This is a genomic window from Sphingomonas sp. ASV193, from assembly GCF_040203355.1.
Classification (GTDB): Bacteria; Pseudomonadota; Alphaproteobacteria; order Sphingomonadales; family Sphingomonadaceae; genus Sphingomicrobium.
In genome coordinates, this window is record NZ_JBEHBW010000005.1 from 177,862 (window position 1) to 199,444 (window position 21,583).

At 70.3% G+C, this 21,583-nt stretch carries 15 protein-coding genes; 5 read left to right on the forward strand and 10 right to left on the reverse strand.

Annotated features, from left to right (window positions below; genetic code table 11):
- Position 1 precedes the first annotated feature (1 nt).
- Positions 2-1,366, forward strand: a complete 1,365-nt coding sequence (locus ABDK56_RS10910; protein ID WP_349808304.1) for a glycoside hydrolase 5 family protein — start codon at positions 2-4, stop codon at positions 1,364-1,366.
- On the opposite strand, the gene ABDK56_RS10915 is transcribed toward ABDK56_RS10910, so the two are convergent.
- The 3 genes from ABDK56_RS10915 to ABDK56_RS10925 are packed head-to-tail and all read right to left on the reverse strand — an operon-like array spanning position 1,340 to position 4,099.
- Positions 1,340-2,587 (reverse strand): glycoside hydrolase family 27 protein, encoded by a 1,248-nt coding sequence (locus ABDK56_RS10915; protein ID WP_349808305.1) that lies wholly within the window; start codon positions 2,585-2,587, stop codon positions 1,340-1,342. The genes ABDK56_RS10910 and ABDK56_RS10915 overlap by 27 nt on opposite strands.
- Positions 2,584-3,612: a cupin-like domain-containing protein gene (locus tag ABDK56_RS10920; protein WP_349808306.1), complete on the reverse strand. Its 1,029-nt coding sequence runs from the start codon at positions 3,610-3,612 to the stop codon at positions 2,584-2,586. Before ABDK56_RS10920 ends, ABDK56_RS10915 begins: the two co-directional genes overlap by 4 nt.
- Before the next feature lie 52 nt (positions 3,613-3,664).
- Positions 3,665-4,099, reverse strand: coding sequence for a hypothetical protein (locus ABDK56_RS10925; RefSeq protein WP_349808307.1), 435 nt, complete (start codon positions 4,097-4,099; stop codon positions 3,665-3,667).
- A 167-nt stretch (positions 4,100-4,266) separates the two neighbouring features.
- Here ABDK56_RS10925 and ABDK56_RS10930 point away from each other — a divergent pair, with 167 nt between their 5' ends.
- Positions 4,267-4,995, forward strand: coding sequence for a hypothetical protein (locus ABDK56_RS10930; protein ID WP_349808308.1), 729 nt, complete (start codon positions 4,267-4,269; stop codon positions 4,993-4,995).
- On the opposite strand, the gene ABDK56_RS10935 is transcribed toward ABDK56_RS10930, so the two are convergent.
- Complete coding sequence (locus ABDK56_RS10935) at positions 4,982-6,139, reverse strand: endo-1,4-beta-xylanase (RefSeq protein ID WP_349808309.1); 1,158 nt, start codon at positions 6,137-6,139, stop codon at positions 4,982-4,984. The two genes, ABDK56_RS10930 and ABDK56_RS10935, sit on opposite strands and share 14 nt — an antisense overlap.
- A 60-nt stretch (positions 6,140-6,199) precedes the next feature.
- On the opposite strand from ABDK56_RS10935, the gene ABDK56_RS10940 reads away from it, so the two are divergent.
- Positions 6,200-7,123, forward strand: a complete 924-nt coding sequence (locus tag ABDK56_RS10940) for a polysaccharide deacetylase family protein (RefSeq protein ID WP_349808310.1) — start codon at positions 6,200-6,202, stop codon at positions 7,121-7,123.
- 6 nt (positions 7,124-7,129) lie between these two features.
- On the opposite strand, the gene ABDK56_RS10945 is transcribed toward ABDK56_RS10940, so the two are convergent.
- The 6 genes from ABDK56_RS10945 to xylB are packed head-to-tail and all read right to left on the reverse strand — an operon-like array spanning position 7,130 to position 18,853.
- Positions 7,130-9,541, reverse strand: coding sequence for a glycoside hydrolase family 3 N-terminal domain-containing protein (locus tag ABDK56_RS10945; protein ID WP_349808311.1), 2,412 nt, complete (start codon positions 9,539-9,541; stop codon positions 7,130-7,132).
- Positions 9,542-9,557: 16 nt separating this feature from the next.
- Positions 9,558-11,489, reverse strand: a complete 1,932-nt coding sequence (locus ABDK56_RS10950) for a sialate O-acetylesterase (RefSeq protein WP_349808312.1) — start codon at positions 11,487-11,489, stop codon at positions 9,558-9,560.
- Between the two features lie 45 nt (positions 11,490-11,534).
- The gene (locus tag ABDK56_RS10955; protein WP_349808313.1) at positions 11,535-14,420 is read right to left on the reverse strand and encodes a glycoside hydrolase family 31 protein; all 2,886 of its coding nucleotides are present in this window, start codon (positions 14,418-14,420) and stop codon (positions 11,535-11,537) included.
- An 8-nt stretch (positions 14,421-14,428) separates the two neighbouring features.
- Positions 14,429-16,066: a DUF5597 domain-containing protein gene (locus tag ABDK56_RS10960; protein WP_349808314.1), complete on the reverse strand. Its 1,638-nt coding sequence runs from the start codon at positions 16,064-16,066 to the stop codon at positions 14,429-14,431.
- 5 nt (positions 16,067-16,071) lie between these two features.
- Positions 16,072-17,397, reverse strand: a complete 1,326-nt coding sequence (gene xylA / locus ABDK56_RS10965) for a xylose isomerase (RefSeq protein ID WP_349808315.1) — start codon at positions 17,395-17,397, stop codon at positions 16,072-16,074.
- Positions 17,398-17,401: 4 nt separating this feature from the next.
- The gene (gene xylB, locus ABDK56_RS10970; protein ID WP_502959296.1) at positions 17,402-18,853 is read right to left on the reverse strand and encodes a xylulokinase; all 1,452 of its coding nucleotides are present in this window, start codon (positions 18,851-18,853) and stop codon (positions 17,402-17,404) included.
- A 153-nt stretch (positions 18,854-19,006) separates the two neighbouring features.
- Between xylB and ABDK56_RS10975 the strand changes: the two genes are divergently transcribed.
- Positions 19,007-20,446 (forward strand): sugar porter family MFS transporter, encoded by a 1,440-nt coding sequence (locus tag ABDK56_RS10975; RefSeq protein ID WP_349808316.1) that lies wholly within the window; start codon positions 19,007-19,009, stop codon positions 20,444-20,446.
- 83 nt (positions 20,447-20,529) lie between these two features.
- The gene (locus tag ABDK56_RS10980) at positions 20,530-21,576 is read left to right on the forward strand and encodes a LacI family DNA-binding transcriptional regulator (RefSeq protein ID WP_349808317.1); all 1,047 of its coding nucleotides are present in this window, start codon (positions 20,530-20,532) and stop codon (positions 21,574-21,576) included.
- The last annotated feature ends 7 nt before the right edge of the window (positions 21,577-21,583 follow it).

A 21,583-nucleotide genomic window follows, 5' to 3' on the forward strand; every position in this document is an offset into this window, starting at 1 on the left:
CATGGATTCACCGACATCGAACGGCCTGTCGCGGCGCCATTTCGTCGGCGCCGCCGCGGCGCTCACGATAAGCGGCGCGGCAGGCAGCTCGGCGCCCGTTGCGGCGGCACGACCGGCCCGCGCAGCCTTCGTTCGCCGCGCGGGCGAGCGCCTCATGCTCGGCGCTCGCCGCTACCGCTATGTCGGGACGAACATGTGGTACGCCGCCTTTCTGCCGTCGGAAGGCAAACCCGACGGAAGCGACCGTCTGCGCCGCGAGCTCGACCGGCTCGCCGCGCTCGGCGTCGACAATATCCGGCTGCTCGGCTCGGGCGAATTGTCGCCGCTGACCAACAGCGTCCGCCCCGCCTTCCGCGACCGCACCGCCCACTATAACCAGACGCTGCTTCGCGGGCTCGACCTGACGCTCGCCGAGATGGGCAGGCGCGGAATGCGCGCAGTGCTCTACCTGACCAATTTCTGGGAATGGTCGGGCGGGATGATGACCTATCGTTCGTGGGTCAACGGCGGCCAGTACATCAACAACAACGACCCCGCCCACCCGTGGCCCGAGTTCGCCGACGTCTCGTCCGAATTCTACGCGATGCCCAAGGCGGTGGCGATGTACCACGCCTATGTCCGAAGCCTCGTCGGACGCACCAACAGCGTCACCGGGCGGCGCTACGCCGACGATCCGGCGATCATGGCGTGGCAGCTTGCCAACGAACCGCGCCCCGGTGGCGGCACCGCGGTGGGGGAGCGCCACATGAGCGCCTATCGCCAGTGGATCGACGCAAGTGCGCGACTGATCCACCGGCTCGATCCCAATCACCTCGTGTCGACCGGTAGCGAGGGGACGCAAGGCTGCCTCGACAGCGACGCGTGCGTGATCGGCGCGCACCGCTTCGCGTCGATCGACTATCTGACCGCGCATATCTGGCCGCAAAACTGGTCGTGGGCCGACCCCAAGGATCTGGCGGGAAGCTGGCCGACGGTCGAGCGCAACACGCGCGCCTATTTCGCGCGGCAGGTCGCGCTCGCCCGCCAGCTCGGCAAACCGCTGGTGATCGAGGAATTCGGCTTCCCGCGCGACGGCGGCAGCTTCGATCCGTCGGCGACGACCGCGTGGAAGGACCGCTTCTACGCGCTGATCCACGATCTCGCGCTCGCCGACATGCGCGCGGGCGGGCCGGTCGCCGGGACCAATTTCTGGGCGTGGGGCGGCGAAGGCCGCGCCCGCCACGCCGACCATCATTTCGTCAACGGCGACGGCAGCTTCATGGGCGACCCGCCGCACGAGCCGCAGGGCTGGTACAGCGTGCTTGCCGGGGATTCGACCGAGGCCGAGATTCGCCGCGCCTCAGCCGCGGTGCGTACGCTCCGCTGATGCGGGCGTCAGCCGCAGCATGATCACCCCGTGCGGGGCGACGGTTAGCCGTCCCCCGCTCGCCGAGCCGAGCGCGCGGTGCGCCCACAGGTCGCGCACGCCGAGCCGCGCGCCCGGTGCGAATCCGGCGTCCGCCGCCGACCAGTCGATCGCCCGCGCGCGTGATCCGCGGTTGAACAGCAGCAGCGCCGCGCCGCCGTCGGCGAGCGGCCTCGCCCACAGCTCGGCGTCGCCGTCGCGCGATACGCGCCGCCCCTGCCGACCGAGCCTGTCCTGGTCGACCGCGATCACCTCGCGGTTGAGCAGGATGTCGGCCAGCGCCGGGGTCATCCGGTCGAGATCGTTGCCCGCCATCAGCGGCGCCGCCATCATCGCCCACAGCGAGAAATGGCTCCGATATTCGGTGTCGCTCATCCCGCCGTTGCCGATCTCGAGCATGTCGGGATCGTTCCAGTGGCCCGGCCCGGCGTAGGCGGCGAGCGGTTCGTTGAGGTCGGCGATGTCGACGATACCCAGCCGCCAGTCGCGCTTGCCCTGCCAGTGATCGCCGATGTCGCCGGTGGTGCGCCACAGGTTGCCGATCCGCGCGGCCCATTTCCACGGCTGGTTCTGGCCCCATTCGCAGATCGAGAAGACGATCGGCCGCCCGCTCGCCTTCAGCGCTTCGGCCATCAGCGCATAGGCTTCCTCGGCATTGCGCGAGCCGGTGTAGCACCAGTCGTATTTGAGGTAGTCGACCCCCCAGCGCGCATAGGTCAGCGCGTCCTGATATTCGTGCCCCTGGCTGCCCGGCCGCTTGCCGCAGGTCATCGCCCCCGCATCTGAATAGATGCCGAACTTCAGCCCGCGCGAATGGACATAATCGGCGAGCGCCTTGATCCCCGAGGGGAAGCGCGCCGGGTCGGCGGTGATGAATCCGGCGCCATCGCGCTTGCCGTGCCAGCAATCGTCGATGACGACGAAGCGATAGCCCGCCCCCGCCATGCCGGTCGCGACGATTCGGTCGGCGGCCTTGCGGACGATCGCCTCGTTGACCTCGCAGCCGAAGCGATTCCAGCTGTTCCATCCCATCGGCGGGGTCGGCGCGAGCCCATTCGCGGTGCGCGCCGGGTCGAGCGAGGGCGGCGTCCGGTTGGGGTCGAGCTGCGCGCTCGCCAGGGTCGATTGCAGAAGGACCATGACCGCCACCGCGAACCTTCCAAGCGCTCTCATCATCATCATTCGCTTCCCGCCCCTTCCTCGAGCCCGTGCAGCGCACCGAGCAGGTAGCGGCGGATCGTCCGCCGCCGCTCGGCATTGCTGTCGCCCAATATGCCGCGCGCCTCGTCCGGCAGGTGCGCGCTCGGATCGCTGTCGAGCCGGAAAACGAAATGGTCGAACAGCGCGCGCCACGCGCGACGCTTGGCCTCGGGCAAATGGCTGATCGCGAGCAGCCCGTGCCCGATCGCGTGCATCGGCGAGCCGGCGTCGCCGGGCGCATCGCACCACCAGTAGTTGACGAGGATGTTGAGCGGCCCCGCGCTCTCGACCCCGTGCCACCACAGCGCCGGGATGAAGATCGCGTCACCCGGGGCGAGGTCGGCGACGAGCGCATGGCGGCGCGCCTCGGCGAAGCGCGGGAAACGCGCGAGGTCGGGGTCGGCGAGGTCGACCGTGCTGGTCGGCTGCCCGGCGACGGTCCGGTCGATCGGCCCGACATAGAGGTTGGCGACCTGTTCGGGCGGGAACAGGGTGAAGCGCCGCCGCCCCGACACGACGCAGGCGAGATTGTCGGCCTCGTCGACGTGCGCCGCGACCCGGTGGCGGTTGCCGATCCACAGCCGCGGCGGGGCGGTCGCCGCGTCGAGCAGCGGCTGCGGGTGGCTCGCGGCGAAACCCGGCGCGATCTCGGCGGCGGGCGTGCTTCCCATGTAGATATGCGGCCCGGCCGGGTCGTCGGCGACCGACATCAGCGTATCGACCAGCCGGTCGAATCGCGTCTCGACCGGGGTGAAGTTGAAGGCGCGAAAGTCGGGCGAATGGAAGAACCGCCCGTCCATTGTCGGGTCACCCAAGAAGGCGGTGACGGGCGAGGCCCCGCCCGCCTGCTTGAGCATCGCCGCAAGCGCCAAGACGTCGCGCGACGCGCCGACCAGCGGCCAGTCGGCGACGAGCCCGCGGATCACCATCGGGCGCTGCGCCGCGACGAGCTTTTCGAACCCCGCGCGATCGAGTGCGCCAACCTCCTCGGGACCGCGCGCGCTCACGCGTGGCCCGCTGAAATGGGACGCCGCGCACTCGGGCAGCGCGGCGTTGGCGTCAGCCGGCATGCTGCTTCGAAATCGCTTCCCTCAGCTTGGCTTCGCTGATGTTGATAAGCAGGCCATATTCGTCCTTGCCGAACGCATTGGTCGGGACCTTCACCATCAGTCTGTCGCCGGACACGACGACGCCGTCGGGCGCGACCGACTCGATCTTCGCGAAGGCGTGGCCGTTGATGTCGCGCAACGGCGCACCGGCGACGAGGTCGCCCGGCTTGGCCGGGACCGCGTGACCGACCTTCTTGTCGACCGGCTTGCCGGTCGGGTCCATCTGGCTCACCACATGATTGTAGGCGGCCGAGGTCTCGCGGTTCGAATTGGCGACGGCCGAACCGACCGCGCCGCCGGGCACCGGCGCGCCCGTCGCCTGCGCGTGGGCGACCGTCGAACCCGTCGCCATCAATACCGCAAGAATCATTGCCTGCTTGATCATCTCATCCCTCCCATGCCCCGCGACCCGCGATCCACCCTAGCCGCTTTCACCTTGCGTTGCAGCCACTTGTGTCGGGCCGCACGAGCGACTTGCATGACGGCGTCGATCTTGGTTAGCGTTACCACCACTGTCTGCCACTGATCGGTTGGACGCAAGGGGATTTTGTCATGGTTAAACGCTGGTGGTGCCGCCTCCCGATCGCGCTGCTCGTTGCCGTGAGCGCAGCCGCGAGTGCGTCCGGGATCGTCGTCCGGCTCGATCCGTCGAGCGGCACCTTCGTCAAGGGGCGCGGCGGGCTCCACGCGGTCGATTATCGAAGCCCGACCGTCCTGATGCGGCTGCTCTCGCCGGGCAGCGAGACGAGCGAATTCGCGACGATCCGCGTGCTGGTGATGAACCTCGGCAAGTCGCCGTTCGCCTTCGGGCCGGCGCAGGTCGAGCTGGTCGCGGCGGACGGGACCACCCTTACCAAGCTGACCGACGCCGACTTCGCGCGCGGCGCGGCGCTGATCGACCGCGAACGCGGCCGCGCCGGGGCGATCGACCGCAGCAACAGCGAGCGGCTGAGCGACCTCGCCCGGAGCGGCGAGACCGGCGTCATGCCGATGAGCCCGGGCGTCTCGCCGATCAGCAATGCCGGATCGAGCGGCGCCGAATCGGCGCGTTCGGAGCAGCGCAAGGCCGACGACGACAATCTGCCGGGGACCGCCTCGCTCGACGCGCTCAACGAACTGCTCGAACCCGACACGGTCGCGCCGCAAAAGGCCAGCGGCGGCTACCTGCTGTTTCGCGTGCCCGCCGGGCTGGCGAAGCGCCACGCCGACCTGCCCTTCACCATCGTCGTCACCGCGGGCAAGGACGTCCACCGCTTCGCCGCGACGCTCAAGGCGCGCTGACCCTTCGCGCCTTCGTCGCCCCGCGAAGCGCGGCGGCGATCGCGCCGCGAAGCGGCTTGGCCGCGAGATCGCGATCGTAGGGCGTGCCGCGCTTGCCCTGTCCGTCGCGGCGCGGGTCGAACCCGTCGAGCCAGCTGTACCGGTCGGCCAGTCCCCAGCACAAAATGTCGCCGAGCGCGGGGTAGCCAAGCATCTCGTCGAGATAGGCCCGCGCATAGTCGGCCACCACCCGGTCGCGCGCCGCGACATCGGCGGGGGCGGCATGGTCGTTGACGTCGAACTCGGTGATCTTGAGCCGGAACCCCATCGCCACCGCCTCGTCGAGAAACGCGCGCCACGGACCCGCCAGCGCCGCCACTTGCCTCGCGACTGGCGCTCCGTCGAGCAACCGGATGTGCGACTGGACGCCGAGCGTGTCGACCGGCGTGCCGCGCCGCCGAAGCTCGGCAAGCAGGTCGAGCACGCCGCGCCGGTGCCTGATGTCGTCGGGAGTCGCCTCCCAGCTCATATAGTCGTTGTAGACCAGTTCGGCGTGCGGCGCGGCGCGGCGCGCGGCGCGGAACAGCAGGTCGACCGTCTCGATCCCGCCGCCGACCGCGCGGGTGACGACCGTCTCGCGCAGCCGCCCGGTCGCCGGGTCGACCGCCTCGTTGACGACGTCGTAGCTTGCGATCCGCGAGCCGTAGCGGGCGCACACGGTGCGGACATGATCTTCGAGCAGCCTGATCGCCGTCGTCGCCGGGCTCGGCCCGAAGTCGAACCGGTCGAGCCAGGCCGGAAACCATTTCTGCGGAAACCAGAACAGCGTGTGCCCGCGCAGCGCCATCGCGTGCGCCTGTGCGAAGGCGGCGATGCGGTCGGCCCCGCGAAAGTCGAAGCGATCGGCGGAGGGACGCGTCGCCTGCCACTTCAGCTCGTTTTCGGGGACCAGCAGGTCGCACTGACCGGCGACGAGCGCGAGATAGGCCGGGTCGGCCGGGCGATCGCCGCGCCCGAACGGGGCCAGCCCGAGCGCGGTGCCGAACCGCCGTCCGCTCCGCCGCGCCAACGCCGCGAGCGAGGACGGTGCCGGCGCCTTGGCAAGCGCCGTGCCGCCGGCCACGACACTGCCCGCCATCGTCCCGATCACTTCCCGCCGGTTCATTCGCATCGGACGCTCCGCTTGCTTGACAGGTAGCGCTATCAAGGAACAAGCAGGGCGACAATGTCCGCTCGTTTTCGCCTGTCCGCCGCCGCCGCTATCGGCCTCCTCTCCCCCGCCGCGCACGCCGCCCGCCCCGCCCCGATCGAGGTGGCGATGACGATCGACGACGCGCCGATGCACGCCCCCTTCCCGCCCGGCGAAAGCATCGCGAGCGTCAACCGAGCGTTGATCGCGGCGCTCGCGCGCGGCGGGGTCCGCGAGGTTACCCTGTTCGTCAACGGCATCGGCACCGAACGGTCGAGCGAAGGCCGCGCGGCGCTTGAGGCGTGGCGACGCGCGGGCGTCCGTTTCGGCAATCACACCTGGACCCACGGCAATATCGACGAGGTCGGCGTCGCCGCGTTCGAAGCCGACATCGCCAAGGGCGAGCCGCTGCTCGCCGAGCTCGGCGGCACGGGCGACGAACATTGGCTCCGCTTTCCCTATCTCGCCGAGGGCAAGGACGCGGCGACCCGCGGCGCAGTGCGCGGCTGGCTCGCCGACCGCCGCTATCGGATCGCGGCGGTGTCGCTGAGCTTCGGCGACTGGCAATGGACCGGCCCGCTCGCGCGCTGCGCCGCGCAAGGGAATCGCGCCGCGCTGGCCGAGCTCGACCGCCGCTACCTTGCGGCCGCCGCTGACGAGATCGCGCGCGCGCGGCGGCAGGACCGGCTGAGCGGTCACCCCTTTCCCCGCGTGCTGCTGATGCACGACAGCGCGATGACCGCGCGGATGATGCCGCGCCTGCTCGCGCTCTACCGCCGGCTCGGGGTGCGCTGGATCGGTCTTGCCCGTGCCGAGCGCGATCCGGCCTATGCCAGCGACGTCGACCCGCGCCGCGCGCCTGCCGAGCGCCACTGGCTCGACCGTCCCGCCGATCTGCCGCCGCGCGACGACGGCGGTGCGCTCAACGCCATCTGCCCCGCCCCGGCCGCCGCCGGCTGACGCGGCTCAGCGCGCCGCATCGATGGTCAGGCTCGTCGGCTTCAGGTCGACCGAGTTCGGCCCGCTGTAGAGCGTGAACCGCCCCGGCTCGACGACATGTTTCATCGCGATGTTCCACACCTTGAAATCGTCGGGGCGAAGCGTGAAGCGCACCGTTCGCGTCTCGCCGGGCGCGAGCGTCACCCGCTCGAACCGCTTGAGCGAGAGCACCGGCTGGGTCACGCTAGACGTTTCCTGGTGAAGGTAGAGCTGGACCACCTCGTCGCCGGCCCGCGCGCCGGTGTTGGCGACGTCGACCGCGACCTCGACCGGCTGGTTCGCCGCGATCCGCGCCGCCGACAGCCGCGGGGCCGAGACGGTGAAGCGGGTATAGCTGAGCCCCCAGCCGAACGGGAACAAGGCGCTGGCATCGTCGAACAGGTAGCCGCGCCGCGCGCTCGGCTTGTGGTTGTAGAAGAAAGGCAACTGCCCGGCGTTGCGCGCCACCGTCACCGGCAGCTTGCCCCCCGGATTGACCTTGCCCAGCAGCACGTCGGCGAGCGCGTGCCCGGTTTCCTGGCCCAGGTACCAGCCTTCGACGATCGCCGGAGCCTTCGCCGCTACGGAAGGGTAGGACGGCGGCCGCCCGTTGAGCAGCACGACGACGACCTTCTTGCCCGTCGCCAGCATCGCCGCGACGAGGTCGTTCTGCTGGCCGACGAGGTCGAGCGAGGCGCGGTCGCCGAGGTGATTGTCGGCCCAGGCCTCGCGGCTGGTCTCCTCGTTGTCGCCGACCACGACGACGATCGCGTCGGCGTTGCGCGCCTTGTCGACTGCTTCGGCGATCAGCCGCCGGTTGACCTCGGGCGGCACGAGGTCGACCTTGTCGTCGGTCCACACCCGCTTTTCGGTGATCCGCACCCCCTCGGCATAATCGACCGGAAAGTCGCCCCCCGCCGCCTCGCGCAGCCCTTCGAGCAGGCTGACGACGTGGCGCGGCTGGTCGCTGTAGCCGCCGATCGGCGTGTCGCTGGCATGAGTCCCGACGACCAGCATCCGCCCGACCGCGCGCGGGTCGAGCGGCAGCAGGTTGCCGTCGTTCTTGAGCAGCACGATCGAGCGCTGCGCCGCGAGCCGGGCGAGCGCGATCGCGTCGGGCGTCGCGGTCCGCGCCTCGGCGGTCGCGGCGTCAGCGAACGGATGGTCGAACAGCCCCGACTCGAACTTGACCCGAAGCACGCGCGCGACCGCCGCGTCGAGCGTCTTGGCGCTCACTGCGCCACTGCGCACCTGCGCGACCAGCGTCGGGTAGGTCTGCGGGTCGGGCGTCTCGATGTCGACCCCGGCGTCGAGCGCGCGCCGCGCGGCCTCCGCCGGGCTCGACACCAGCCGGTGCCGCCCCTGCAGCTCGCTGATCGCGAAATAGTCGCTGACCAGCATGCCCTTGAAGCCCCATTCGCCGCGAAGCACGTCGGTCAGCAGCCACTTGTTGACGTGGCTCGGCACCCCGTCGATCTCGTTATAGCTCGGCATCACCGCGCGCACCGGCAACTCGCTCACCGCATGCTCGAACGGCGGGAAAAAATATTCGCGCAACGTCCGCTCGCTGATCTCGGCAGGGCCGGTATTGGTCCCGCTTTCGGGCTGGCCGTGGCCGGTGAGATGCTTGAGCGTCACCAGCACCTTGTCGGGCGCGAGCGGCAGGCGCGTTCCCTGGAAGCCGCTGATCGCGCCGAGCGACATCTGGGTGACGAGATAAGGGTCCTCGCCATAAGTCTCCTCGATCCGGCCCCAGCGCGGATCGCGCGCGACGTCGACCACCGGGGCGAGCGCGAGAAAGGCGCCGCGCGCGCGCATCTCGCGCGCCGCGACCGAAAAGATTCGCTCGCTCAGCGCCGGGTCCCAGCTCGAGGCGAGCGCGATCGCCTGCGGGAAGCTCGTCGCCCCGGGCGCGACATAGCCGTGGAGCGCCTCCTCGTGCGTCAGGATCGGGATCCCCAGCCGGGTGCGCTCGACCGCCCAGTGCTGCGCGGCATCGACATAGTCGGCGGTTTCGCGCGCGCCGCGATTGGCGGTGCTGGTCGCTCCCGCCGCGCCGTTCCCCGCGCTGACTCCGCGCCGGTCCGACGGGCGCGCGATCCCGCCGATCCCGTCGGGAAAGTTGCGCGACGCGGCCTCGGCATCGAAGCGGCCGTCAACGGTCTGGACCTTGGCCTTCGTCTCCCACAACGTTTCCAACTGGGCAACTTTTTCCTCGAGCGTCATGCGCTTCATGAGGTCGGCGACCCGCGCCGCGACGGGTAGCCGCGGATCGCGATACAACGCATTCGCCGCCGGCCTTACAACCGTCGCCGGCCCCGACGGCGCTGCGCGCGCGACGTTCCCGACCGCGGCGAGCGCGACCCCGCAGCACAGCGCGATCATCATCGTCCGACGCATCGACCCCTCCCCTTCGTCAATCGGTTATCGGCAGTTCGAACACCGGCACCGGCAGCCGGTCGGCATCGTACAGGTTGAGCATCGGGTAATCGGCCCAGCCGTAGCGCAGCCGCGTAACCGGCTGGCCGTCGAGCGCGATTCGCACCGTCGCCCCGCTGGCGATGCCGGTGGCGAAGCGGCAGCTGGCCGGCGTTTCGCCGCACAGGGTAAAGCCGATCGCCTGGTCACTGCCGAACGCCGCGACCGGCTTCGACAGGGTAACCAGCAGCGCATTGCCGTTGCGCCGCACCGAAAGCGGCATCGGCGACATACGTCCCGCGGGCAATCCATAGACCAGTGTTTCCCCGGCCAGCGCCAGCCGCTGCCCGACCGTCGCCTTGTCGGCGGGATGGATGTCGGTCCAGTTGCCCGCATCGATCGCGCTCGCCAGCGCCGAGCGCGGGTCCGCGACCACCGCCTTGCGCTGCTCGTCGATCAGTGCCGCCCAGCCGCTTTCGGCGGGGTGCGACAGCGGCATCCCCCAGCCCGCCAGCCCAACCACCAGGAACGGCAGCCGCGGATCGCCGAACTGCCTTCGCCAATTGGCCTTCATCGCCGCCAGCCGCCGGTCGTAGCCCGGCTGTCCGACGTCGGCCTCGCCCTGGTACCAGGCGACGCCCTTGAGCGACATCGCGCCGAGCGGGCTGACCATCGCGTTGTAGATGGTCGAGACGCCGAGCGGCCCGCCCCACGGCGGGGTCGGCGGCGCGCCGACCTTGGATGGCGCGCGGGCTACCTGCCAGCCATTCGCCAGCACGCGCCGGTGGCCGTCGGCGAAGGCGATCGCAGGGGTCGACCCGCGCAGCCCGCCTGGCCCCCAATTGTCGCGGATGAACACGCTCACCCGGTTTTCGCCCGCGTGGAGCAGCCCCTTGGGCAGCGCATAATGGCGCTCGTTAACCGGGTCGTTGACCCCGCCGACCGCGACCCCGTTGACGAACGTCTCGTCCATGTCGTCGACAATGCCGAGGTCGAGGGTCGTCGCCTGCGCAGCCTCGGCCGCGGTCAGCGTGACCGTGTTTCGCATCCACGCATTGCCGTCGAACGCGGGCCAGTCGCCGCCCCAGTCGTCCCACGGGCCGGGCGTCGGCGCGTCGGCCCACGCCAGCGCCGCCCCGCCGCCCGTCTGCCACGGCTCGGTTCCTGGTCGGTCGCCGCTCTGCCCGCGCCACCAGTCGGTCCAGCCGCGCGCGAACTGCGCGGTCGCCGCCGCGGGATCGGTTCGGCTGAGCGCGGCGAGCGCGGCGTCGGCGCCCCCGCCCGAGGCGGCCACCGACGCCTCGTCCATCCATGCGCGGATCGGCGTTCCGCCCCAGCTATCGTCGATCGCGCCGACCGGCACGCCGACCGCCTTGCGATACTGGCGAACCATGAACGTGCACACCGCCGAGAAATCCTTGGCGGTGTCGGGAGTCGAGACGCGCCATTCGGGCGGCTTGGCGAAGCGGTCCTGCGCAACCCCCGCCAACTGCTGCGGCACCTTCATCAGCCGCAGGTCGGCGTCCGCCGCCTCCGCGACCATCGAATCGCTACTGAGCGCGCGGCGCAGCGGATATTCCATGTTCGACTGGCCCGAGCAGAGCCAGACGTCGCCGATGGCGAGGTCGGTGGCGCTCGCGCTACCATCGCTTCCCGTCACCTTGATCGACAGGCCGTGCCCGCTCGCCATTGCCGGGAACACCGCTTCCCAGCGCCCGGCGCGGCTCGCGGTCGCGGTGCGGGTCGCGCCGCCGAAGCTCACCGCCAGCCGCGATCCCGGAGTCGCGGTGCCGCCGAGCCGGATCGGCCGGTCGCGCTGGATCACCGCGTGGCTCGAATAGGCCGGGTCGATGGTCGGCGCGGCAACCGCGCTCGCGGCGACGCCCAGCGCCGCAACCGTGCCGAGCAGGGTATGCGTAAGTCTGTTCATTGCCTGTCCTCCCCGACCGTCACCGCCTGGCCTCGTTTTCCGCGCTCACGGCATCCGCACCGTGCGCTCGCGGCCGTCGTAGACCAGCGTCGAGTCGGCGGGCGCGTCGAGGTCGAACGGCCGCGGACGGTCGGCGCGGATCCAGCGCACCCTTATCGTCCGCCGCCCGGCCATCCCCGCAAACCGTCCCTGCCGCGCGCCGATCGTCAGCGTCCGGCGCTTGTCGTCCCAGCGGAACGGCGTCCGCGCCGCCGCGCCGTTTAGATACTGCCGGCTGACCCCGTCGTCCTCGTACAGCGTGAAGCGGCCGTCCGCCCCGGCGTAGACGAAGAGGGTCAGCGGCTTGCCGCTGTCCTCACCGCTATGCTGGATCGCCGGACCGGTCGGGACGATCGATCCCGCGCGGACAAACAGCGGCATCCGCTCGTAAGGCGCGTCGGCGACGATCGCCTGCCCGCCCGCGATCTTCTTCCCGGTCGAAAGGTCGTACCAGTCGGCCCCTGCCGGAAGCCACACCGACCGCTGCCGCGCGCGATATTCGCTCACCGGCGCGACGAGGAAGGCGGGCCCGAACATATATTCGTCGGCCACGTCCCACCCGCGCCGGTCACCCGGAAAATCCATCACCAGCCCGCGCATGATCGTCCCGTCGCTGGCATAGGTGTCGGCGCCGAGCGTGTAGATGTAGGGCAGCAGCCGGTAGCGCAGCCGGTCGTACCAGCTCATCGATCGATATGTCGGCGATCCCGGCGGCGACATCAGGTAGATTTCGCGCGGGATGTCCTGCCCGTGGCTGCGGAAGATCGGCGAAAAGGCCCCGAACTGGAACCAGCGGGTGTTAAGCTCGCGCCATTCGTCGAGGTCGGCGGCGGTCGGCTTGATGAACCGCGCCTCCATTGCATAGCCGCCGATGTCGTGGCTCCAGTTGGGCATCCCCGACAGCGACAGCCCGATCCCCGCCGCGACCTGTTCGCGCAGGCTGTCCCAGCGCGACACCACGTCGCCCGACCAGATCGCCGACCCCGCGCGCTGGATCCCCGCGAACCCCGAACGGGTGAGGATGAACGGCCGGACGTCGGGCTTGGCCACGATGAGATGGTCGTAGACATTCTCGACATGGGCGAGCGGATAGGCGTTGGCGTGCGCTGCCGCGGGGCCGAGCGCGGTCGGCCCCATCCGCCGCAGCCACTCGGCGGTCGAGATGTTCGACTGGAAATCGGGCTCGTCCGAATCGAGCCACCAAGCGTCGAACCCCTTGGTGCCGAGGCTCTCGATCAGCTGGCGCGAATAGAGGTCGCGCGCCGCCGGGTTGAACGGATCGTAAAAGGCGTTGGCGAACCCCGGCCCGACCCAGTCGCGGTACATGCGGTGAATGTAGTCGGGATCGGTCGGCTCGTCGGGGCGCGGGGTGACCATGTTGGTCAGCATCCCCCCGACCTTTGCCAGCTCCTGGTAATGCGCGGTGGTCGGGTAGAACTTCGCCCATACCGAGATCATCGCGTGCGCGCCGCTGGCGTGGATTTCGTCGACCATCGCCCTGGGGTCGGGGAAGCGCGTCGCGTCGAAACAGTGGCAGCCCCAATTCGGGTCGGCCCAGTAGCGCCAGTCCTGCACGATATTGTCGAGCGGCAGGTCGAGCCGCCGATATTCGCGGAGCACGCCGAGCAGCTGGTCCTGAGTCTCGTAACGCTGGCGGCTCTGCCAGAAGCCATAGGCCCATTTCGGCATGATCGGCGCCTTGCCGGTCAGCGCGCGATAGCCGCCGATGATCGCGTCGGGGGTCGCCCCTGCGACGACGTAATAGTCGACTCCGCGCGCGACCTCGGACGACAATGTCACCCCGCTTCGCGCCGCCGCGGGGCGCGGGTCGGCGTGGTAGAGCCCGATGTAGCCGCCCTGCGGCTCCCACGAGAGGCGGAGCTGGTGCGGGCCCTCGCCAAGCTCGACGTCGGCATTGTGAAACCACGGGTTCCAGTTCTGCCGCCACCGTTCGAGCAGCGGCTTGCCGTCGATCGTCAGCCGCGCCTCGCCCGACGAATACATACGGAAGCGGTGAAGACCCGGCGCGGCGCGAACCGTCCCGACCCATTCGACGGTCAGTCCGGGCACGGTGTCGCCGCCGTCGGCGGTGCGCGTTCCCGCTGGCCAGTCCTTGACGTTCTCGAGATAGCGCAGGTCGATCGTCGGCTCGCGCCGGGTGGCGATGATCCGGTCGCCGACGCGGTAGGTCGCGGTCCAGCCGGGACTTCCGTCGGCACCGGTCACGCCGAGCCCGTCGCCGGGCGCGCCAGCGAGCGGATAGGGCCGCGGGTCGCCCAGCCGGGTCGCCGAGTCATTGTCCCACAGGATGCCGTAATGGCGGGTCGACAGCAGGAATGGCAGCGCGACGTCCATGTTGTGCTGCTGAAGCGTGACGTCCTCGCCGGCGAGGTTGGTCTTGCCCGACTGGTGCTGGCCGAACCCGAACAGCCCCTCGTCGGAGCCGCGGTTGAACGACTGGCGGATGGCGAGGAACGGCTTGCCGTCGACTGCGACCGGGGCGAACGACGGCGGTCCGTCCTCGCCAACCAGCGCGGCGCCCTTGTCGTCGACGAAGCGAACCGTCCCCGTCTTGCGGTCGACGATCGCCGACAGCCGCGCGGTCGACACGGTCACGCTGCCCGCCTCCTCGCGCACTTGCGGCTCGCCCGCGGGGACGGCGGTGACCATCAGGCTTCGCGGCAGGTCGAGCGCCGCGCCCGGCCCCTCGCTTACGCGGATGATGCCATCGCCATAGGCGAGCAGCCGGACCACGCCGGGCCGGTCGGCCGGGGTTAGCTCGATCCCGTGCGCGATCCGGTGCCAGCCCCGCCCCGCCGGCGTTGTCGCCGCCAGCGCCGTCCCCGCCCACAGGCTCGTCGCCAGCAGCGCGGCGGCGCGCAGTCTCCCCATCGTCGATGTCATCGATACACCCCCAGTCGAACCTTGAGCAGCGTCGGCCGCCCGAGGTTGAGCCCGTAATCGGTCTGGTCGCCGTTCCAGCGGCGATCCATCACCCATCGCCCGTCGACGAAGCGTCCTTCCTCGACCGACAGATATTGCGCCTGCGCCCCGCCCGGCTCGGCAAGCGCGAAGCGCACCCGCGCGTTCGACCCGGCGAGCAGGAACTCGTCGGGGCCGAGCTGGAGGAACGCCGCCCCGCCGACCGGGCGGTCGGCGTCGGGGTGCGGCGCGGCGTCGAGGAAATGCCAGTCGTCCTCGCCGAACGACCATCGCGCATATTGCACGACCAGCCGCCAGCGCCCGAGCCGCCCTTCTCCCTCGTCCTTGTTGCCGCCCTTGCCGTCGCCGCGCGCGGTGCCCCAGCCGGGATGATCGAACGCCAGCCGCGCCCAGTCGCCCGCGACCGGGGCGAGCAGCGCATAATTGGCGGCGATCGCGGCCTCGGCCTCATGGTCGTCGGCGCGCGCGCCGAGCGGGTAGTTGGAATAGCCGCTGTCGTCGGTGCCGAACACCGACCAGCCGATCGCCCCACGCCCGATCGCCGGCCAGACGAAGCGCGCGAAGGCGAGCGTATTGCCGCTCTCGGCGACGAACAGCGGATTGTTCGGCCGCGCATAATGGTCGAGCTGCGCGGCGACGTTGGCGGGCTTCGAATCGTAGAGATCTGGCGCGACCAGCGACAGGTGCGGCGCCGCGACCCGCCACAGGTCGATCACGTTCCAATTCGGTCCCCCGCTCGCGGTGCCATAGGCCTGTCGCTCGTCGAACGGGTCGCTCAGCGACGCATTGGCGTAGGTCGGCAGCGGCAGGATCGCCGCCCCCGCCGCCGCGAGCGAGTCGATGTAGCGAGCGGTGTACCAGACGTTGAACGCCTGCTCGGCTTTCGGGCCGTAGACCGCGGACCACGACCCGCGCCGCCCAGTCAGCGTCGCCACTGCCGCCGGCACTTCGCCCGCGAACAGCCGGTTGGCCTCGGGCGAATAATCGCGCGGGCTGCGGTAGCTGCCCGATTCATTCTCGATCTGGATCATGATCACCCGGTGGGCCTTGTCGACCTGCGCGAGGTGCGAGAGCATCGCGACATAGGCGCGTCGGTCGGCCTCGAGCGTCGCGCGCCCATGCGGCGAGAGGGTGATGTGGGTGCCGCCGTCCTTCAGCCGCATCCGCGGGAAGCGCGCCGTGTCGGCCTTGACCCATTCGGGCGTGTAGCTCGCCCCGGTATTCTTCCACGCCCCGTACCACAGCAGGATCAACCGGACGCGGTGCTCCCCCGCCTCGCGCACCAGCTGGTCGAGGAAGCGGAAATCGAACCGCCCCTCGACCGGCTCGACCTGTTCCCACGCGATCGGCATTTCGAGCGTGTTGGCGTGGAGCCGCGCGATCGCCGGCCAGACCGTGGGCAGCATCGCGGGATAGTTGGACGAATTGTTCGCCTGCCCCGCCAGCACCAGGAACGGCCGCCCGTCGACCGTCAGCATGTGCCGCCCGGCCCGGCTTTCGATCCGCGGCAACGGGGTCGCGGGCTGGGCGACCGCCGCAGCCGCCCAACCCAACGCGACCGCCGCCGCCAGCGCGTGGGGGAAACGCGAGCGCACCGCGCCTAGCCGGCGAAGCGGTTGACGAGATTCTCCAGATATTCCTGCCGCCCCGACTGCGGGCGCGGGTCGATCCCGCTTTCGACCACATGGTCGGCGAGCTCGGCGAGGCTGCTCTGCGACGCACGCTTGCCGAAATCCTCGCTCCAGCCCGCGTAGCGGTCGCCGACGAAGCGATCGAGCCGACCGTCGCCGATGATCGCCTCGGCATTGAGCAGCGCCTTGGCGAGCACGTCGATCCCGCCGATGTGGCCGTGGAACAGGTCGACCGGGTCGACCGACTGGCGGCGCACCTTGGCGTCGAAGTTGAATCCGCCCTGCCCGATCCCGCCACCCTTCAGGATATAGAGCAGCGCGAGGGTCAGCCCCGGGATGTCGTTGGGGAATTGGTCGGTGTCCCACCCGTTCTGCGGGTCGCCGCGGTTGATGTCGATCGACCCGAAGATGCCATAGGCGGTCGCGGTCGCGATCTCATGCTCGAAGCTGTTGCCCGCGAGCGTCGCATGGTTCGCCTCGATGTTGACCTTGACCTCCTTCTCCAGCCCGTAACGGCGGAGGAAGCCGTAGACCGTCGCCACGTCGCGGTCGTACTGGTGCTTGGCCGGCTCGTGCGGCTTGGGCTCGACCAGGATCGGGCCGCCGAAGCCAATCTTGTGCTTGTGCTCGACCACCATCGACAGGAAGCGGCCGAGCTGGTCCATCTCGCGCGGCAGGTCGGTGTTGAGGATCGTGTCGTAGCCCTCGCGCCCGCCCCACAGCACATAGTTGGCCCCGCCCAGCCGGTGCGTCGCCTCGAGCATCTCGCGCACCTGGAAGGCGGCCCAGGCGAATACCTCGGGGCTCGGGCTGGTCGCCGCCCCGGCGGCGTAGCGCGGGTGCGAAAAGAGGTTGGCGGTGCCCCACAGCAGCTTGACCCCGGTCGCGGCCATCCGCTCCTCCATCCGCTCGACGATCGCGGCGAGATGGCGGCGATGCTCGTCGGCGGTGCTGGCGGCGGCCATCGCGTCGACGTCGTGGAAGCAGAAATAGGGCACGCCCAGCCGCTCGAGGAAGTCGAACGCATTGATCAGCTTGTTCTCGGCCAGCGCCTCGGTCGCGGGCTGGGTCGGTTGCCACGGGCGGTTGAAGGTACCCGCGCCGAAGATGTCGTGACCCGCCCAGGCGAAGCTGTGCCAGTAGCAGACGGCCAGCCGCAGCTGGTCCTTCATCTTCACCCCAAGCACCTCACGCTCGGGATCGTAGAAGCGATAGGCGAGCGGGTTGTCGCTGTCGGGGCCTTCGTAGCGGATCGGGTCGAATCCGGCGAAGATGCGGTCGGTCTGGTCGGTCATGATGTCAGTCCTGGCGGCTGGAGTGGAGGTCGGCGTAAAGGTCGCGGAAACGCGGCTGGAGCGCGGCGAAGCGCTCGGCCTCGCGCGGGTCGGGGTCGATCGTCTCGCGCAGTGGCGGGGGCCGGGTCGCGCTCGCGCTGTCGGCGCCGCCAGCGGCGATCATCGCCAGCCGCGCCGCGCCGAGCGCGGGCCCGACCGCGGCGCCGTCGCGATAATCGAGCGGCCGGCCGAGCGCGCTGGCCAGCAGCCGCCCCCAGAAGGGCGAGCGCGAGCCGCCGCCGACGACGGTGAAGCGGTCGACCCGCGATCCCGCGCCGACGATCACGTCGAGCCCGTCGCGAAGCCCCATCGCCACTCCGTCGAGCACCGCGCGCGCGATCTCGGCTTGCCCGGTCGAGGCGGTCATGCCGACGAACGCCCCGCGTGCATTGGCGTCGGCGTGCGGGGTGCGCTCACCGGTCAGGTAGGGCAGGAAAACCGGGGTCGCGTCGGGCGCGGCGCGCTCGGCGGCGGCGACCAGCCCGGCGACGTCGATCCCCATGATCGCCGCCGCCCAGTCGAGGCACGCCGCGGCGCTGAGCATCACTGCCATCTGGTGCCATTGGCCGGGGAGCGCGTGGCAAAAGGCGTGAAGGCCGCTGTCGGGCGCGCCGCGCAGCGAGTCGGTAGCGACGAACGACACCCCCGAGGTGCCGAGCGACAGGAAGGCCTCGCCGTCGCGAACGACCCCCGCGCCGACCGCCGCCGCGGCATTGTCGCCGCCGCCCGCCGCGACCGGCACCGGGTCCATCCCCCACCGCCGCGCGACCTCCGCGCGAAGCATCCCGGTCGCCTCGGTGCCTTCGTACAATGTGGGCATGTGCCGCCGCTCGAGCCCGGTCGCGGCGAGCAGCGCGCCCGACCAGTCGCGCGCGCCGACGTCGAGCCACAGCGTGCCGCTGGCGTCGCTCGCGTCGGTCGCCTTGTCGCCGGTCATCGCCAGCCGGACATAATCCTTGGGCAAAAGCACCGTTTCGGTCGCGGCGAACAGGTCGGGCTCGTGGCCGCGCACCCACAGCAGCTTGGGCGCGGTGAAGCCGGCAAAGGCGCGGTTCGCGGCGATCCGGCGCGAGTCGGGCGCGGCCGCCTCGAACGCGTCGCACTCGGCCTCGGCGCGACCGTCGTTCCACAGGATCGCGGGACGAAGTGGCCGGTCGTCGGCGCCGAGCAGGGTCGCGCCATGCATCTGGCCTGCAAGCCCGATCGCGCGCACCTGCCGGCGCCGCGCGGGGTCGAGCGATTCGACCGCGGCCTCGGTCGCCGTCCACCAGTCGTCGGGCGATTGTTCGGACCACAATGGCTGCTGGCGAGCGACCGACAGCGGCGCCGAGGCTTCCTCGACCAGCCGCCCGTCGGCATCGACCAGGACGGCCTTGACCGCGGAGGTGCCGATATCGATCCCTAGGAACACGCTCACCCTCCCCGCGGCCTGTTTCGACAGACTCGTCTCGCCGCGAAGATAGCGCTAACTTCGACTTGCTCGCAAGCCCTCAGGAGGCGATTTGCGGCGGCCTGTGGACAGGCTGGAAATTCTTCGATACCGCTAACACAAAAATAGGGGGAGGATCCTATGAACAAGATGGACTCGGCGGGGAGCGGCGGCGAGCCGGTCGGCAATCTCGGTTTCGTCGGCGGAATCGTCGCGGTCGCGACGATCGGCGGCTTCCTGTTCGGTTACGACAGCGGCGCGGTCAACGGCACCCAGGGCGGCCTTCGCGCCGCGTTCGGGCTAAGCGACAGCGGGCTCGGCTTCACCGTCGCCTCGCTGCTGATCGGCTGCTTCATCGGCGCCTTTTTCGCCGGCTGGCTCGCCGACCGGCTCGGCCGCCGCAACGTGATGCGGATGGCGGCGATCCTGTTCACCATCGGCGCGCTGCTCCAGGGCTTCGCGCACGACTGGCTACTGTTCCTCCCCGCGCGCCTTGTCGGCGGCATGGCGGTCGGCGCGGCGAGCGTGCTCAGCCCGGCCTACATCTCCGAGATTGCCCCCGCGCACATCCGCGGGCGGATGAGCACGGTCCAGCAGATCATGATCATCACCGGGCTGACCGCGGCGTTCGTGGTCAACTATTTCCTCCAGCAGGCGGCGGGCAACGATTCGCTCCGCCCCTTCTGGGCGGGCATCGCGGCATGGCGCTGGATGTACCTGATGCAGGCGATCCCCGCGGTGGTGTTCCTGCTCGCGCTGTTCGTCATCCCCGAAAGCCCGCGCTTCCTCGTGCTGATGAAGCGCGAGGAGGAGGCGCTGGCGGTACTCACCCGGCTGTTCGGCGCCGCCGCCGCGCGACCCAAGCTCGACGAGATCCGCGCCAGCTTCAGCGCCGATCACCGCCCGCGGCTGGCCGACGTGAAGACGCCGGGCGGCGGGGGCTTCCTCGGGATCCGCCCGGTGGTGTGGGCGGGGATCATGCTCGCCGCCTTCCAGCAGTTCGTTGGGATCAACATCATCTTTTACTACGGCGAGACGCTGTGGAAGCTCGCCGGCGTGTCGGAGGCGGTCGCGCTCCAGCGCAACATCGTCTCGGGCGTCGTCTCGATCGCCGCCTGCTTCCTCACCATCGCGGTGATCGACCGGATCGGGCGCAAGCCGATCCTGCTGATCGGCTCGGCGGGGATGGCGGTGACGCTGTTCGGGATGGTGTTCGCCTTTTCGCAAGGCTCGCTCGGCCCGACCGGCGAGCTCGCGCTGCCGGGCAACATGGGCACGCTCGCGCTGATCGCCGCCAACCTCTACGTAATCTTCTTCAACTTCAGCTGGGGCCCGGTGATGTGGGTCATGCTGGGCGAGATGTTCCCCAACCAGATCCGCGGTTCGGCGCTCGCGGTCTGCGGGTTCGTCCAGTGGTTCTCGAACTGGCTGATCACCGTCTCCTTCCCGTCGATGGCGAGTGGGCTGGGGTTGACCGTCAGCTACACTGTCTACGCGGTGTCGGCGGTGATCAGCTTCTTCCTCGTCCAGCGGCTGATCAACGAGACTCGCGGCCGCGAGCTCGAGCAGATGGAAGGCTGAGCCAAGGCGGTGCGAGGTCGTCGGCGCGCTGAGCCGCCTTTGGCTTTGCGCCGCACCGCGCTCTGTGCCAGAGAGCCCGCCCGATGAAGCAGCCCCGCGCCTCCGGATCGGCCCCGACCATCTTCGACGTCGCGCGCGAGTCGGGTTTCTCGGCGATGACCGTGTCGCGGGTCGTCAACAAGGACGCCCGGGTCAAGGAAAGCACCCGCGCCGCGGTGCAGGCGGTGGTCGACCGGCTGCAATATGCCCCCAACCCCGCCGCGCGCTCGCTCGCGGGGGTCGAGCCGACGCGGATCGGCCTGCTCTACAGCAACCCCAGCTCGGCCTATCTCAGCCAGCTGCTGATCGGCGCACTGGCCGAGGCGCGCGCGCGCCACGCGATGCTGCTGGTCGAGAAGTTCGAGCTCGACAAGGACGCCGCCGAGACGCTTCCCGAGCTGCTCAACGACGGGGTCGACGGGATCATCCTCAGCGCCCCGCTCAACACCTCGAAATCGATCCAGGCGATGCTCGAGGAGCGCGAGATTCCCGCGATCGCGGTCGCCGACACCGCGCCGCGCCCGTTCCTGTCGTGCGTCAAGATCGACGATTACGGCGCTGCCCGCCAGATGACCCGCCAGCTGATCGAGCTCGGCCATCGCCGGATCGGCTTCATCATCGGCGACCAGCGGCAGGCCGACAGCCACGCCCGGCTTGCCGGCTTCCGCTCGGCGATGGCCGAGGCGGGGATCGAGATCGACGAGGGGCTGGTCGTCGCCGGGGCCTATACCTACCAGTCGGGAATGGTCGCGACCGAGCAGCTGCTTTCGCTGCCGGTCCCGCCGACCGCGATCTTCGCCAGCAACGACGACATGGCGGTCGGCGCGCTCGCGGTCGCGCACCGCCACCATCTCGACGTTCCCGAGCAGCTGTCGATCTGCGGGTTCGACGATACCGAGCTGTCGCAGAGCGTGTGGCCGCCGCTGACCACCGTGCACCAGCCGATCGCCGACATGGCGCAGGCGGCGGTCGGCATGCTGGTCGACCAGATCGGCGCCAGACGCCGCGGCACCCCGTTCACCCCGCGCGACAAGACGCTGGGGTTCAGCCTGCTCACCCGTGAATCGGTCGCCCCGCCGCCCAAGGGCTGAGGGCGAC